The organism is Rhodococcus sp. EPR-134, assembly GCF_001647205.1.
In the GTDB taxonomy this organism is placed as follows: domain Bacteria; phylum Actinomycetota; class Actinomycetes; order Mycobacteriales; family Mycobacteriaceae; genus Rhodococcus_F; species Rhodococcus_F qingshengii.
The window spans coordinates 1-15,198 of record NZ_LVCT01000722.1; the positions used below are offsets into that span (position 1 = coordinate 1).

General features: G+C 60.3%; 13 protein-coding genes and 3 pseudogenes. 4 read left to right on the plus strand and 12 right to left on the minus strand.

Features of this window, described 5'->3' with window-relative positions:
* Positions 1-51: 51 nt before the first annotated feature.
* Positions 52-525 (plus strand): NUDIX hydrolase, encoded by a 474-nt coding sequence (locus A2J01_RS31190; protein ID WP_064114277.1) that lies wholly within the window; start codon positions 52-54, stop codon positions 523-525.
* Between the two features lie 17 nt (positions 526-542).
* On the opposite strand, the gene A2J01_RS31195 is transcribed toward A2J01_RS31190, so the two are convergent.
* From A2J01_RS31195 to ctaD, 3 genes are read right to left on the minus strand one after another with little or no spacing between them, the layout of a single operon-like run.
* Positions 543-1,361, minus strand: a complete 819-nt coding sequence (locus A2J01_RS31195) for a universal stress protein (RefSeq protein WP_064114278.1) — start codon at positions 1,359-1,361, stop codon at positions 543-545.
* Positions 1,339-1,590, minus strand: a complete 252-nt coding sequence (locus A2J01_RS31200) for a hypothetical protein (RefSeq protein WP_064114279.1) — start codon at positions 1,588-1,590, stop codon at positions 1,339-1,341. The genes A2J01_RS31195 and A2J01_RS31200 overlap by 23 nt, the downstream gene beginning before the upstream one ends.
* On the minus strand, positions 1,583-3,325 hold the full coding sequence (gene ctaD, locus A2J01_RS31205; protein ID WP_007726434.1) for an aa3-type cytochrome oxidase subunit I: 1,743 nt from the start codon (positions 3,323-3,325) through the stop codon (positions 1,583-1,585). The genes A2J01_RS31200 and ctaD overlap by 8 nt, the downstream gene beginning before the upstream one ends.
* Positions 3,326-3,524: 199 nt before the next feature.
* Between ctaD and A2J01_RS37535 the strand changes: the two are divergent.
* Both A2J01_RS37535 and A2J01_RS37540 read left to right on the plus strand, forming a co-directional pair.
* Positions 3,525-3,716: pseudogene (locus tag A2J01_RS37535) on the plus strand (VOC family protein); the annotation flags it as partial.
* A gap of 113 nt (positions 3,717-3,829) precedes the next feature.
* A pseudogene (locus A2J01_RS37540) lies at positions 3,830-3,904 on the plus strand (hypothetical protein); the annotation flags it as partial.
* 3 nt (positions 3,905-3,907) lie between these two features.
* Here the strand turns inward: A2J01_RS37540 and A2J01_RS31215 are convergent.
* The 3 genes from A2J01_RS31215 to A2J01_RS31225 form a co-directional block, all read right to left on the minus strand.
* Positions 3,908-5,608, minus strand: a complete 1,701-nt coding sequence (locus A2J01_RS31215; protein ID WP_064114281.1) for a sensor histidine kinase — start codon at positions 5,606-5,608, stop codon at positions 3,908-3,910.
* On the minus strand, positions 5,598-6,329 hold the full coding sequence (locus A2J01_RS31220; protein WP_039972719.1) for a response regulator transcription factor: 732 nt from the start codon (positions 6,327-6,329) through the stop codon (positions 5,598-5,600). Before A2J01_RS31220 ends, A2J01_RS31215 begins: the two co-directional genes overlap by 11 nt.
* Positions 6,330-6,563: 234 nt before the next feature.
* Entirely contained in the window at positions 6,564-6,908 is a 345-nt protein-coding gene (locus A2J01_RS31225) for a nitroreductase/quinone reductase family protein (protein WP_037129595.1), read from the minus strand.
* 238 nt (positions 6,909-7,146) lie between these two features.
* On the opposite strand from A2J01_RS31225, the gene A2J01_RS35525 reads away from it, so the two are divergent.
* Complete coding sequence (locus A2J01_RS35525) at positions 7,147-7,368, plus strand: RGCVC family protein (protein ID WP_042925672.1); 222 nt, start codon at positions 7,147-7,149, stop codon at positions 7,366-7,368.
* A gap of 254 nt (positions 7,369-7,622) precedes the next feature.
* Here the strand turns inward: A2J01_RS35525 and A2J01_RS31235 are convergent, their stop codons facing one another.
* The 6 genes and pseudogenes from A2J01_RS31235 to A2J01_RS31260 form a co-directional block, all read right to left on the minus strand.
* Positions 7,623-8,090, minus strand: coding sequence for a DIP1984 family protein (locus A2J01_RS31235; protein WP_037129592.1), 468 nt, complete (start codon positions 8,088-8,090; stop codon positions 7,623-7,625).
* Positions 8,091-8,372: 282 nt separating this feature from the next.
* Positions 8,373-9,351, minus strand: a pseudogene (locus A2J01_RS31240) (ABC transporter substrate-binding protein).
* Between the two features lie 59 nt (positions 9,352-9,410).
* Positions 9,411-11,021 carry an ABC transporter substrate-binding protein gene (locus A2J01_RS31245; RefSeq protein WP_064114290.1) on the minus strand — a complete coding sequence of 537 codons (1,611 nt, stop codon included), beginning with the start codon at positions 11,019-11,021 and terminating at the stop codon, positions 9,411-9,413.
* A 14-nt stretch (positions 11,022-11,035) separates the two neighbouring features.
* Positions 11,036-12,340 (minus strand): NtaA/DmoA family FMN-dependent monooxygenase, encoded by a 1,305-nt coding sequence (locus A2J01_RS31250; protein WP_007726446.1) that lies wholly within the window; start codon positions 12,338-12,340, stop codon positions 11,036-11,038.
* Positions 12,337-13,167 (minus strand): sulfurtransferase, encoded by an 831-nt coding sequence (locus A2J01_RS31255; RefSeq protein ID WP_064114282.1) that lies wholly within the window; start codon positions 13,165-13,167, stop codon positions 12,337-12,339. The genes A2J01_RS31250 and A2J01_RS31255 overlap by 4 nt, the downstream gene beginning before the upstream one ends.
* A 61-nt stretch (positions 13,168-13,228) precedes the next feature.
* Positions 13,229-15,196 (minus strand): acetyl/propionyl/methylcrotonyl-CoA carboxylase subunit alpha, encoded by a 1,968-nt coding sequence (locus A2J01_RS31260; protein ID WP_064114283.1) that lies wholly within the window; start codon positions 15,194-15,196, stop codon positions 13,229-13,231.
* Positions 15,197-15,198: the final 2 nt, after the last annotated feature.

Below are 15,198 nucleotides of genomic sequence, written 5' to 3' on the forward strand. Positions count from 1 at the left end.
AGCTTGTTCTCGCGGGGCGCCGTCATTTCACGCGCACGATAGCGTGGTCGTGTGGCCGATCAATTTGCGCTGGTACCAGCGGTGTACGTGCTGTTCTGTCGAAGCAACCCGGTACAACGGCGCGAGGTGCTGCTGCAATTGCGCGAGGGCACGGGATTCATGGACGGATACTGGGCTCACGCTGCTGCGGGCCACGTCGAACTGGGGGAGTCGGCGATCGACGCTGCCGTTCGGGAGGCTGCGGAAGAACTTGGTGTCGAGTTGCTTTCCTCGGAACTGAAGCCGCTGACCGTGTTGCATCGCCGCCACGCGGACGGGAGCGAACCGGTGGATCATCGAGTGGACTTCTTCTACGAATGCCGCACGTGGTCGGGTGAACCACGCCGGATGGAGCCGTTGAAATCTGCAGATCTGCGGTGGTGGCCGGTTGACGAACTCCCGGAGAAGTTGGTCGACCACGAGCGTTTCGTAATCGAAGCCCATCACTCCGGTCAGCTCGCACCCATCCACAGTTACGGCTTCTGACCGGGTGACGATCTGATTCAGGCTTCGCTGGCAACGATGACCGGGCAGTGTGCTTTTCGAATCATCGCACTGCTCGTGGTGCCGAGAGCGGTGTCGTCGAACGAGCCTCGCCCACGCCGACCCACGACGAGAAGCCGTGCCTCGGTGGAGAGTTGTTCAAGAATGGCAACCGAGGGGCCGTCGAACTCGATCTGACGGATTGCGACGCCAGGGTAGAGCGTGGCCCAACCCGACAGTTGCCACGTCAGCGGCGTCGAGTGCTGGGGCGAGTGCCCGGATGCGAAGTCTCGACGCAGCTCGGCCTCTGGCGGCGCTGCGTGCACGACGACCAGTTCGGTGTTCGCTGCCTCTGCTTCCTTGAATGCGATGGCCAGAGCGCTTTCGCTGTAGGCGCTTCCGTCCAAACCGACGACAACCGGCAAGGCTGCCGCAGCGCTGCTTTCACGCGGTGTTCCGACTCTTGCGAACGAACATGTCGGTCCAGGTGCGGCGGGATCGTCCTGTGTTGCGACGATCAAGGCGGCCTCGGACGTCAACGCGGTGAGGATTGCGGTGTTTTCCCCGGAGATCAGATCGGTCCGGATCCGAAGATCTGGCGACACCGACTCGGCGATCTGAATGGCCTCCATGAACAGGCCGGTCGGCGATGCCGAGGTGTTCAGATCGGCGCTCGGAGCTACGAAAACGATTCGCATCCAGAGACCGTGGCGATGTGCGAACTCAGCCGCCCACGTGATCACGTCGGGGCGCACCGGGGATCCGTCGATGCACACGACCACCGCTCCGTCCGCGGACCACTCCGAGGTGATGAGATCAGTCGATAGTTCGGGCTTCATCGTGAACTCCTCGAGCTGTGTCTGTTGAACGCGAACTAGCTTGCAGGACAGTGCCGAACAGCAATCCTGCGACGACTATCGAGCACGCGGCAGTCGTCAGGGGCAACCACACGATCGTCGTGACAGCGAACATGAGCACGAGCAACGGGGCGAGGAGATGGCCGGGTTTCGCTCGGCGTTCGTGGTGCTGCTTTTCTGCCCAGGCTCGGTGCTTCGTGCCGTCATTCATGTTGTTTCACCTCAGTTCTCACGTCGGAAACCGACTTGTGACCAAGCAGTCCGACATGCGCCTCGTCGCGCATTCTTTCGACCATGTGGGGGTAGTGCAGTTCGAATGCCGGCCGCTCACTGCGGATTCGGGGGAGTTCGGTGAAGTTGTGTCGCGGTGGTGGGCAGGACGTCGCCCATTCGAGCGAGTTTCCGAAGCCCCAAGGATCGTCGACGGTCACAATTCGGCCGTACCGGTAGCTCTTGAAAACGTTCCAGATGAACGGAATCGTCGAGGCTCCGAGCACAAACGCGCCGATGGTCGAGATCGTGTTGAGAAGAGTGAAATTGTCCGATGGCAGGTAGTCCGCGTACCGCCGAGGCATGCCCTGGGCGCCGAGCCAATGCTGGACGAGAAATGTTGCGTGAAAGCCGATCAGGGTCAACCAGAAATGGATCTTGGCGAGCTTCTCGTCCAACATCCGGCCGGTCATTTTCGGGAACCAGAAGTAGATTCCGGCGTATGTCGCGAACGCGATTGTCCCGAAGAGGACGTAATGGAAATGCGCGACAACAAAGTACGAGTCGGTGACATGAAAGTCCAAGGGCGGGCTGGCAAGGATGACGCCGGAGAGTCCGCCGAACAGGAATGTGACCAGGAAGCCGACGGAGAACAGCATGGGCGATTCGAAAGTCAACTGCCCCTTCCACATGGTGCCGATCCAGTTGAAGAACTTGACTCCGGTGGGAACTGCGATCAGGAAGGTCATGAACGAGAAGTAGGGGAGGAGAACGGCGCCGGTTGCGTACATGTGGTGCGCCCACACAGCGATCGACAGTGCAGCAATTCCCAATGTTGCGTAGACCAATCCGGTGTATCCGAAGATCGGCTTGCGGCTGAAGACGGGGAAGATCTCCGAGACTATGCCGAAGAACGGCAGCGCCAGAATGTAGACCTCGGGATGGCCGAAGAACCAGAACAGGTGCTGCCACAACATGACTCCACCGGTGGCGGGGTCGAACAGGTGCGCTCCCAGGTGCCGGTCCACCCACAGTCCGATCAAGGCAGCAGCGAGCAGCGGAAAAACGAGGAGGATCAGCATGCTGGCGACCAGCGCATTCCACGTGAAGATCGGCATGCGGAACATCGTCATACCCGGGGCGCGCAGGCAGACGATCGTCGAAACGATGTTGACTGCGCCGAGGATGGTGCCGACGCCACCGAGAGCGAGACCGATGATCCACAGGTCGGCGCCCATGCCGGGGGAGTGGAGTTCGCTGGTGAGCGGTACGTAGGCGGTCCAGCCGAAATCTGCCGCACCACCAGGTGTTACGAATCCGGCGGACGCGATCAGGCCGCCGAAGAGATAGAGCCAGTAGCTGAAGGCGTTGAGTCGCGGGAAACACACGTCCGGCGACCCGATCTGCAGTGGCATGAGGTAGTTGGCGAATCCGAAGAATACCGGGGTCGCGTACAGCAGGAGCATGATCGTGCCGTGCATGGTGAACAACTGGTTGTACTGCTCGTTGGACAGGAATTGCATTCCCGGAACGGTCAATTCCATGCGCATGAGTAGTGCCATCAGTCCGCCGATCAAGAAGAAGGCAAACGAAGTCACGATGTACATCAGACCGATCATCTTGTGATCGGTGGTCCTGAGGATCTCGACCAGTTTCGAACCCTTCGGAGCGGTTCGGGGAATTGCATCGGCGGGGGAATCGACCTCACCGACCGGCCGGGGCGCTAGATCAACCACGACGGCCGCCTACGCACATCGACGTGACGAAAGACCGAGAATGCCTGGGACTGTGGAACATAACGCAATGATCGTGGCGACCGGGAACTTGGACGAGGGGAAAAGGTCCCTAGGATCGGAACAGAGGCATGGCGTAGATCACGTGGTCCGGTACGGTCGAGAGAGTTGTCTTCACGAGCGGAAAGAAAGCGAGATGGTCATGGCATGTCGTATCAGTGAACTGGTGCTCGGTTGCCGGGAACCCGAGGTGCTGGGCCGGTTCTGGTGCGAGGTCCTGGACTTCGTCGTGCTCGATCGAATGGACGACGGTTCGTTGGAGATCGGCCCACGCGAAGGGTTCGGCGGTCCGCAGCCGACGATCATCCTCAGTCGCAGAGACGAACCGGAGAAGGGTAAGCCCCGCCTGCATATCGACGTCAACGCCACCGATCGCGATCAGGAGGCCGAACTGGAACGCCTGTTGAGTCTTGGTGCGCGGCCGGCCGACATCGGCCAGACAGGGCACGAACAATGCATGTCCTGGCCGATCCGGAAGGTAACGAGTTCTGCCTGCTCAAGGCCCAACTGGATCCGCTCTGACGCTCAACGATGCTGGATCGGCAACGGACTTCGCCTGGGGCTCAGCGGAACACGCCACACCAGTTCGGTGACACCGTTCTCGCTGGTGATGTTGCTCGAGCCTCCGCACTGACGAGCGCGGGTCGCCAGGTTGTCGAGACCGTGGATTCTGGTTGCCTGGTCGATTCCCACACCGTCGTCGACGATGCTGATGACAAGCTCCTCGGTGGCCCGGATGGTGACGTCGATGGCATCGGCATGTGCATGCCGCAGAGCGTTGCTCAAGCCCTCGCGCACAACGGCTTCGGCATGCGGGGCAAGTCGAGACGGGACGGAACTGTCGATGGTTCCCTCGAAAGTGACGCTGGGAGTGATCGACGAGTGGCCGGACAGACCGTTGACGGCATCGAGTAGTCGCCGCCGCAGGCTTGTGGGAGTAGACATCTCGCTCGTATGGAGGTCGAAGACTGCGGTGCGGATTTCACGGACTGTTCGATCGAGTTGATCGACAGAGGTGTCCAATACGGTTCGAACGGTGTCCTCGTCGCCTGGACGTTGCAGCACCCCCTGCAAACTCAACCCGGTGGCGAACAGCTGTTGGATGACGTGGTCATGGAGATCCCGCGCGATTCGGTCGCGATCTTCGAGGACGTCGACCAGTCTTTCTTTCCGTTGCTGTTCTGCGAATTCGACAGTGACAGAAGCGATGTCTGCCATCGCCGTCAGTTGCTCGATCTCGTCCACTCCCCACGGGCGGTTGCTGCGGCGTGACGCGAAGAGAACACCGCCGCCGAACGAGGTCCCGGAGAGGGGGAGTGCGACCACTGATTCGTCGCCGGAAACATTCAGTGCCGGAACGGAACTGCCATGTGGTGCAGAGATCGGCCGCCGGCTCCGCGCAGCGTCGTCGATCACGGTCCCGGACAGATCGACGGCTGATCCGGTCGCGGGGACAGGCTGGGAATCAGCAGCATCGGCGACGTGGACTACCGGCTCTCTGCCGAGGTCGTAGCGAACGACGCACACAAGATTTCCATCCGTGAGGTGCCGCGTCGTCCGAACCAGTTCCGATAGCGTCTCGTCGCGGGATCCGCCGCTGAGCAGACGTGCATTGACGGCGGCGACGGCCTTGAGCCAGGCTTCTCGCGTCCGGGATTCCTCGAACAGACGCGCATTGTCGATGGCGATGCTCGCAGCATTTGCCAGAATCTGGAGTACAGCCTCGTCGCGGTCGTCGAATGCAGTCCGTTCCGAGCTGTCCGCGAGGTAGATGCTGCCGAACACCTCGCCCCTGACGAAGATCGGAACACCGAGAAACGTGTCCATCGGCGGATGATTGGTCGGAAACCCTGCCGAGGACGGATGCGAGGAGATTCGGTCGGTTCGAACCGGGCACGGTTCTCGAACGACCAGGCCCAGCAGGCCGTGTCCTTCGGGAAGATGCCCGATTTTGGCAACCTGCCCCTGAGTCAAACCGGAGTGGATGAATCGGGACAAGCGTCCGTCGGGGGATTTCACGCCGAGCGCGCCGTAGTCCGCTTCGAGGAGATGTCGCGCGACGTCGACTATCTGTTGCAGGGTTTCGTCGAGCTGGAGTGTGGACCCGACGGTCAACACGGCACTGAGCAGTTTGGGAATTGCAGTCGGGTTGAGAGCAGTCAGCTCCGCGCTTCCGGCGATGTCGCCGAAAAGGCTGAGCATGAGCGCGTCGCGGCTACCTGGCATGGTGCGTGCCCGTGGTGGCGGAGAAGGGCGAGCCGGACGGCGTCAGCAGGTGAGTGGTCGCCTGGCCGGAAGGATCCGGGTGCGAAGTGCCCGCACGAAGCTTTGTCGCCAGAACTGCGGCCTGCGTTCGACGTTCGAGACCCAGTTTCTCGAGGATGCGTGAGACGTAGTTCTTGACTGTTTTCTCCGAGAGTTCTGCGTGCGAGCTGATCTCTCGATTGCTCAGTCCCTTGCCGATCAACTCGAAGATCAAGAGCTCCTGATCGGTCAACAGGGCTGCCGCAGTACCCGACTCCTGTTCGGACCGGATGCGCCGGACCAAACCGATCACCGCCTGGGTGTTCAACAGCGACTTGCCGGTAGCAACCGTGCGGATCGCCGACACCAGGTCGTGGCCGCGGATGTTCTTGAGGACGAATCCTCGTGCGCCGGCGATCAGGGCGTCGAGCAGTGCGTCGTCGTCGGAGTACGACGTGAGCATCAAAGTGGCGGCGCTCGGGTAGGTCGACGCCAGTTCTCGGCACAGTTCCACACCGTTACCGTCGGGAAGTCTGACGTCCATGACAACCACGTCGGGTCGGCATTCGGGTATTCCGGCCGAGGCTTCGCGAACACACGACGCCTCGCCAACAACGTTGAATCCCGATACCTGATTCAACAGGTCTGCCAATCCACGACGGACGATCTCGTGGTCGTCGACCAGATAGATGCCGATCGTCACGGTGGTCACCTCTTCCAGCTCACGCCTGCCGTCGATGTTACCGGACGGTAATGTCCCGACAGGATCGGGTTGTCCGACCGATGGTCGACAAAAAACCCGCGTCGAAGGGTGCGAGACCGAGTCTCGATTGCACAGAGTCAAAGGTCCCGACCGTCACGAGATCTGAATCACCCAGATCTCGTGAGGCGGTGGGTGTGAGCTGAATGTGATTGCACCGGTGGCTGTTCGATCCGCTCAGTCGACGGGAGCGAGTTCGACGGAGACGTAGACACCCTTGCCTTTTCGGTGTGCGAGTGCCTCGCCGGGGCGATCGATACCGTCCAGTTGGAGAACGATCGGACCTTGTTCCGGGTAGAAATTGCGCCACCAACTCTTCTTGTCCGGCATGGCAACGCCGATCGTCACATGGTCGCCTTTTCGTTTGTAGGACACGGGCGCGCTGAAGGTGCGACCGGACTTGCGTCCGACGTAGGTGATGACGGTCATGGAACGGCCCAGTAGTTTGCCTACGATCGGAGCGCCGATCAGTGGTTGGACCACTACGTTCACGGCGGCGGATACACGTTGGAAAGTGTTCACGAGAAGCCCTTTCACGACGAATGCTGCACGAATTCGAATCCTGCACGGAAATGGTGCGTGCAGTAGTTCTATCCTGCTCGACCGGGATTGTCGCGTGGGCAGAAATTGGTACAAACCGGTGTGCCGAAGCGAGTAGCGTGGGGTACGTCGAGGGTCATTCGAATATGCGCGGTCAAGCCATGTCGTCCTCGACGCCAACCCGGTCTGTGGTCGAACGGCCGAGAACTGGAGCGCCGGTATGGCGTCGAACCCGTCCGATGTGTCGAATGCACGAGGGCAATCCGAGTCGACTGACGAGGATCAGAAAACACCGTCGATCTGCCCGGCGTGTCAGCACAGTATGAAATCCCACGATCCGCTCGGGGTTCGCTTCTGCGCAGTGACTGCCGACCGCGGTCTCGATCGAAAGTGCATCTGCGCTGCAGATCGCGAGGAGATGCAGCACTATTCGCGCTACTGAGGTGCATCCTGCATCCCAATCGGAGACGCACCGACCTGTAGTCGCCGACAGTGCTGGATGCCCCGAACCCGCCCTCGTCTATCGACGATCAGCACGTGGTGGTGATGCGTGCGTAGTGCACTTTTACCTGTACGACGTGCAGGGCTGCAATGTGTAGGTGCGCTGCCCGCCGCGCTCAGAGGTGACCGGATAGACCGCCGGTCGCGGTGTGTGCTCGCTTCGCCGAACGACTACCTGCTCCAACGCTGCCGTGCTTACTCGATCAGATCCACCTCCCAATTCGTTCGTTGAATCTGTGTATCGACCTCGCGAATCTCGCGGGCGAGGTCGTCCGCGATTGCCCGAAGTTCGGTGACGGGGACTGCCGCGACATAGACCAATTCTGATCGGAGTTGACGACCGTAACCTCGCTCTTCGCGCCCCGACGCGGCGTCCGCAGCGGCATTGACTGCAGAGTGTCTCAGACGCAGCACATCTCGATGGGCGAGTGCATCTGTGACAGTGCCGTTTCCGAGGATCGCCTGCGCATTGGTTCGATTGATCGCGCGCATCAACCGTTCGAGTTCGCTCAGAGTTGACGTCAGCTCTTCGAGAAGGACGGCGGCGTCTTCGGCGGGAACTTCTCCCTCCTGGTGGCGTGCATTGTCGACGATCCGCTCGCGCAAGTGCGCAACCTTGCGAGTGGTGTCACTGCGTAGCGCCAGTGCCTCTGCCAGTTTCATGGATGAAGCTCCTGCTCTGACCTGAATCGGGAACTCCAAGCTAGCACTCGGTTGACAACCTGGGTCGGATTCCATTGTCTTGCTGCGTTCTTCCCAGTTCAGCATTCGAATCATCTTGGAGACAGCTGGTGCTGCGTGTCCTTCGATGAAGCGATGCAGCCGGTGGAGCACGCTGCGCACGGTCTCGGGTCGACGGGGCGGGCGAGGCATACGATGGTCCGCCGTCGATCTCGCGGTTCAGACTGAAATAGTCGCCCCGCGACGAGTTAGAGTGCGCCTTTCCTATTTGTTCGTCTTCGGGAGGCCAGGGGGATTGACCAGCGACTTGTCGACTGCCTCGTTGGTGATCTTCCATCGCTCGAGAACTTGCTCGTATGTGCCGTTTTCGATGAGATGATCTATCGCCTCGCTGATCGGTTGTACCAAGCCGTTGTCTTTCTTGACCAGTACACCGATCTGGCCCAACGCGGCCTCACCGGCTCCGGAGAACTGACCGATCACTTCGTTCTCGCCAGTCTGTGCAGCGTGAAACTGCGATGACGGGTTGGGGCCGAAGTAAGCGTCGATTCGACCGGAAGACAGCGGCAGGTAGTAGTCAGTGGTCTTCTGGTACACGGTGATTTCAGCGGGAGCACGCCCAGCTGCGAGGTTGTCCTCATTCCACTTCACCAGCAACGCCTCCTGATTGGTGGCAGCGCCGACTCCGATCTTCAGTCCGGCGATGTCTTCCGGCTTCTCGAGTGAGAGATTCCTGTCCTTTTTTGACCTCGAACGCGAGAGTGTCGAGGCGGTACGTCGCGAAGTCGTATTTCTCTTTGCGCTCTTCGGTGACCGTCACGTTGGAGATGAACGCATCTGCGTCTCCCGAATCGATCCGCACCGAATTCTGCGCCCAATCCGCGACCTGAAGGTCGATTTTCAGCCCGAGCACCTCTGCAATCAAATACGCGAAGTCGGTCTCGGAACCGATGACAGTCTTGTCGTCGTCGGCATAGAAGCGCAACGGTGGAGCGGTTCCAGCGTTGCCGGTGATTCGGATCGTGCCCCGGTCGCGGAACTCCTGAGGGACCTTCGCTGCGATCGAATCAACCTTGTCGGTGCTGATGCGGTTCTGCTCGGCCGACAAGTTGATACTGGATGTTGTTGCACCGGAGTGTTGCCCGGTCGATTCTTCATCTGGGCTTCCGCAAGCGGTACCCAGGAGAGTAACTGTGGCCAGGGTAGAGATCAGAAGCGTTGCGGTGCGAGGACGGGTGAACATCGGGTTCCTTCCGGGAAGAGGGTTTGTCGAAGCAGGTTGTCGAGATCACGAAGTGTGGGCTAGCTCTTCCACGCATCCACGAAGTCCACCGAGTAGAGATCGGCTTGGATGCGCAGGTCGTGAACCGCGGGAGTCGTCGCGTAGATCAGCGAAGAGGCGTGCAACGGGATCGCCAGTGCCTGATCGGCAATCAGTTCCTGAATCTCCTTCAACACTCCGTTTCTCGCATCGACGTCTACGGTCTGAGATTGTTTGACCAGCAATGCATTCAGCTCCGGAGTCGAGGCGATGCCTTTGGTCGAGCCGAGAGTGGGACTGAACACCAGCAGTACGTCACCGTCGGCGCGCAAGCTCTGGAAGTAGATCGATTCCCATGTGCCGTCGGTTCTCGCGGCGTTGTCCTCGGCAGTCGAGCGAGGTTGCAAGTTCACTGCAACTCCGATGTCGCGCAGCTGAGATTGGATCAGTTCGAACTGCGATTGGGGGAGGTGGTTGCGGTAGGCCAATTCGACGGTCAGTTTCTCACCGTCCTTGGTTCGGAATCCGTCACCGCCGACTGTCCATCCACTGGCGTCCAGCAGTGACTTCGCACCCGACGGGTCATAGGTGTACTCGGACCACAGATCGGTGTAGCCGGGCGCTTTCACCGACAAGATGCTTCGCGCTTTCTCGTCACTTGGTGTGTAGGTGGTGTCGATGATCTGCTGGGTATCGATGCCCTTCACCAAAGCACGCCGCACGTTCAGGTCCGCAAGTACCGGCGCGAACGTGGGGTTGAGCAAGAGCGAGTCGTTGATGCCGGCAGCAAGGGACGGGATGACAGTGAGTCCGGCGCCTTCTGCCCGGTCGACGTCTGTGCTCGGAATGTCGATCGCGGCGTCCAGTTGTCCTGACGTCAAACCGCCGATTCGCACCGAGGATTCGGGGACCACCAAAAAGGTGATCGAATCCAGATAGGCCTCTCCCTTGTTCTTGTTGAGTGAGGATCCCCAGTGGTACCCGTCCCGACGAGCGAGTACGACCTTCGCGTTGGTCTCCAGTTCTTTCTGTACGAACGGGCCGGAAGCGATAACGCCCTGGGCGCAGCGTTCTTCGGGCGTCTTCTTCAACGATTCCGGTGCGATGATGGCGAGCGTGTCGGAGCGGGCGGCTTGAAGGAAGCCCGCTGACGGTTCCGAGAAATTGAGTGCGACAGTGGAAGCGTCGAGTACCTCCGCTCCAGTGAAGTTTGCGAGATGTGACTTCGCAGTGGTCGCGAAGCCACTGTCTCCCAGTCTCTTCTGGCTTTCGAAGTTGTCCGCGACAACCTGCGCATCCAGACGCTCGCCGTTGCTGAAGGTCACGCCGTCCCGCAGAGCGAAGACGAATCGTCGACCGTCGTTCTGGACCTCCCAGGACGTCGCCAACCAAGGCACTATCTCCCCGGTCTCGAGGTTCTGGTCGACGAGTTTGTCGTAGAGTGGATGGAATGCCGTAGCAGTTTGACCGTTCAGGGTCTTGTCGATGCACGGTGGAAACGTATTGATCGCAAAGGTCAGATCGCCCCCTGACACGGGCTCGGAGTCGGCGCTCGCAGCTGGCGTTGCAGTGCTGCAGCCGGCTGCAACTGCAAGCGTCGACGCCAGGATGGCGACTCGGATCGGTATGGATGAAAGCCGCGACGTCGTCATGGGCTGAGTTCCGTTCATCGTGGGGAAGTGCGAGTGGTGTCGAAGATGTGGGACCGCAGGGTCGTTCCGGTGTATTCGCGCCGGAACACGCCCCGATCTTGCAGAAGTGGCACGACGGAACTCGCGAAGTCGTCGAGCCCCCTGGGGAAGTGGGTAGCGGTCAGGATGAAACCGTCAGCTGCTCCCGATTCGAAGAGGTGCGTCAACTCGTCCGCCACTTCTTGCGGCGAGCCGACAATCTCGGGAGTGAGATCATTGCGCGCGAACAACTCTGCGGTTTCGGCGATGGTGAGATTTCGGGATTCGATCAGGCGTGCCAATCGACGCGAGGGGCCACTACCGCGGTTGAGAACTTCGGCGATCGGAGTGGACGGATCGAACTGCGACAAGTCTAGTCCTGCGGAGTGGGAGACCCACTCGATTGCCGCATCCGGATGGATCAAGGATCGCAGGTACTCCTGCCGTTCCTTCGCGATGCTCGTCGTCTCGCCGACTATCGGTTGCACAGCGGCGACGAGGCGCACCGAATCAGGGTCGCGTCCGGCCTCTTCCGCGTAGCCGCGAATTGCCTTGCGCTTCGCTCGAAGATCTTCCTCCAACGGGTCGATCGCAAAGACCAGATCTGCCCACCGCCCACCGAATTCGCGCCCTCTCACAGATTCACCTGCCTGGATGAAGACCGGGCGGCCCTGAGGTGATTGTGGCAAGGTGAGTGGACCCTGCACCGACAAGTATTTGCCCTTGTAGTCGGCCGCGTGAATCTTGCTTGTGTCTGCGTAGATTCCGCTGTCGCGATCGGCCGATACGGCGTCGCCGTCCCACGACGACCAGAGTGCGGTGGTTGCTTCGAGAACTTCGTCGCCGCGCTCGTACAGTTCTTCTCTCGGAAGCCGATCGACTTCGGGAAAGTTGTCGTTAGCCGGGCCGGGTGCCGTCATCACGATGTTCCAGGCCGCGCGCCCACCGCTGAGTATGTCGAGGCTGCCCAGAGTTCTCGCCAGGTTGTACGGGCTGTTGAAGCTTGCCGAAAGGGTTACGCCGAGACCGATACGATTTGTTGCGCCGGCCACCACTGCAGCCAACTGCGTCGGATCATGTTGAAAGCCGGTCAGCAGACCGTATTTGGTGTGGCCGTCGACGTAGTGCACACGCTCAGGTATCAGTATCAGGTCGAATTTTGCTCGTTCCGCTGCTTGCGCGTATCGCTCGTAGAGCGCTCTGTCCTCGAAGGCATTCTCCGAGTACGAATGCCGCCACATTCCGGCACTGTGCATACTCGGAAAGACCATGTAGGCGCCGAGGATCATCTGTCGTGTCATCGCTGGTCCGGATTCCTTGGTGTGTGATGGATGTCAGTGGAGACGGGTCGTTCGGGGTCGGCGCTCCACCCCGACCACGACGCGACGTAGACCGCGGAGCTGATGCCGACCGCTGCAAGCGCCAGTGCGTTGTGCGACGCGGCAACTCCGCCGCCGCAATAGGACACGACGGTGGCACCACGCTCTATTCCGAACTGGTGGAAGTATTCTCGTAACTCGCGGTCGGGAAGTAGGAATCCGTTGTCGCCGAGTTGGTCAGTTGCCGGCGCTGAGATAGATCCGGGGATGTGGCCGGCGCGGAAACTGCTCGATCCTCGGGCGTCGAGCAATCTGCCGGCCGATGCCGCGCGCAGGGCGTCTTCTGAGTCGGCGAGTGTCGTGCTAGTGGTGGAAGGTGGTACGGGAATCGAATCGTTTGTCGATATGCGTTTCCGGGCTGTAACCCATCCGGACGATCCGCCGTCCAAGTACCGCACTGAACGTCCTGCCCAGCGAAGCGTGAACCACGCGCGGGCCGCAAGCAGGGGGCTGTGCGAACTGTAGACCACGATGTGAGCATCGGCGGATACTTTCAGATCGTTCAGTGTTCTTCCGAATGCGTCGAGGTCTGGCAGCGGTCGATTCCCGTCAGTCCCGCCGCCACTGCTTTGAAAGTCGTTGATCGACAATGTGATGGACTGCGGCGCAGTAATGATTCCGGCTCCGCCCTCGCTGTTGTCTCGTACCACGTTGACGACGACGAGCGTCCGATCGGAACGAATGAGTTCGCGGAGTTCGGTTGCGGAAACAATGACTGCGCGACGCTCGATTCCCCCTGCTTCTGACATGAAAGATATTGTGTAACAATTGCTTCAGTCAAAAAAGAGATAAGATCGTGGCAATCTTTACTCATGGCGCCACGGCTGCCAGCACTTGTCCGGCATCGATGACATCTCCCACCGTTACTGTCACCGCCGAGACGATTCCGGGTGAGGAAGCACGAAGGGCAGTCTCCATCTTCATTGCTTCTACGACCGCGACGACATCACCTTCCGACACCCGCGTTCCAGTCTGCAGCACTGCCAGCACGGTTCCCGGCATCTTCGATGTGATCTCTCCGTCGCTGAGATCGGAATCCTTTGCTGTATAGACTTTCTCGTCCACCTTCACGGTCCAGCCACCAACGCACACCCATGTACCGGTGCCGACTCCGAGGCGCCCAGCGGTGGTTGTCAAACCATCGGCGACCAGGCTGAGTGTCACTTCGTCGGTTCCACCCCTGACGACCACCGCAATGTTCCGGCCGTCGGCGGCGACAATCCAGTGGTTGCTTCGTTGTGAGATGACGGTTGTCGGCACGACGCGGCCATCGGCAATGAGTTCGCGTCCGATCGGGTCGGATCCCACCTTGCGCAATGTCTCTCGATGTAGTCCGTGGGGGCCGGTCCATGACGACCCGGTGACCGGCGATTGTTCCTCGACGGAAGTCCACACCATCGCAACAGCAGCGGCGGTGGCCTGGAGCTCTGCAGAATCCGGGATCAACCGAGTGAGGTGCTCGTCGACGAAGGAAGTGTGAATGTCATCCGCGCGCGCAGCCGGTGTCGCCAAGAGAAGTCGGAGGAAACCGATATTCGAGGTTCCACCGAAGTAACTCGAGTCGGCCAAAGCTCGGTCCAATGATTCCAGTGCGGTTGACCGCGTCGGACCGCTTGCTATGACCTTTGCGATCATCGGATCGTAGAACGGCGGAATGCTGCCGGCACCCTCGAAAGCACTGTCGATGCGAACCCCCGACGGCCAGGCTATGTCCACGGAATGTGAAGGTGCGGGCCGAAACCCGTTCGACGGATCCTCGGCGTAGATTCTGGCTTGCACCGCGAAACCCCGCAGCGCGATATGGCGCTGCTGTAACGGCAAACGGGCGCCGAGGGCGATGTCGAGTTGCAGTTCGACGAGATCGACGCCGGTCACTTCCTCGGTGACCGTGTGTTCGACTTGTAGGCGCGTGTTGACTTCGAGAAAGTAGTAGCGGTTTTCGGCGTCAACCAGAAATTCGACGGTTGCCGCATTCACGTAGCCGACGCCTCCGAGTAGTCGCAGAGCGACGTGCTGCATGGCTCCCAGGACCGATTCGGGGACAGAACTTGCCGGTGCCTGCTCGATGATCTTCTGGTTCCGACGCTGTAGGGAGCATTCACGGGTGAAGAAGTGAACTCCTGTACCGAAGGAATCGAAGAGGACCTGAACTTCGATGTGACGCGGACGCTCCACCAGCGTTTCGATCATCAGGTCGCCGCGGCCGAAGTTCCTTTCGTTCAAACCGATTGCAGAGGTGATGACCTCTCGTGCGTCATCACCCGGATGTAGTCGAACCATCCCCTTGCCGCCGCCCCCGAACACCGGTTTCAGCAGCACCGGCACGTCGAGAGATCGAACGTGACCGAGGACGGTATCGGGATCGGCGCTTGCCTCGCCCCACGCGGTGAGAGTCGGGATGCCGGCGTCAGCGGCGGCCTTCTTCGCTCTTGCCTTGTCTCCGAGTAGAGCGATGGATTCAGCGGCCGGACCGACGAATGTCAGACCTGCAGCGACGACGGCTTCAGCGAAATCGGAGTCTTCGGAGAGGAATCCGTAACCCGGGTGCACGGCATCGCAATCCGCGGCCAGCGCGGCCGCAATGATTTGATCCGAATTGGTGTAGGACTCCGAGGGGATGTCTCCGTCCAGAAGCACGGTGTGATCGGCGAGGCGATGCCACTGTGCGTGTGAATCGACGGGGGAGGAGATCGTCACTACCGACATGCCGAGACGACGGGCCGTGCGCGCGATGCGCGTGACGATTTCACCCCGATTGGCGATGAGAAGTCGAGTCATGT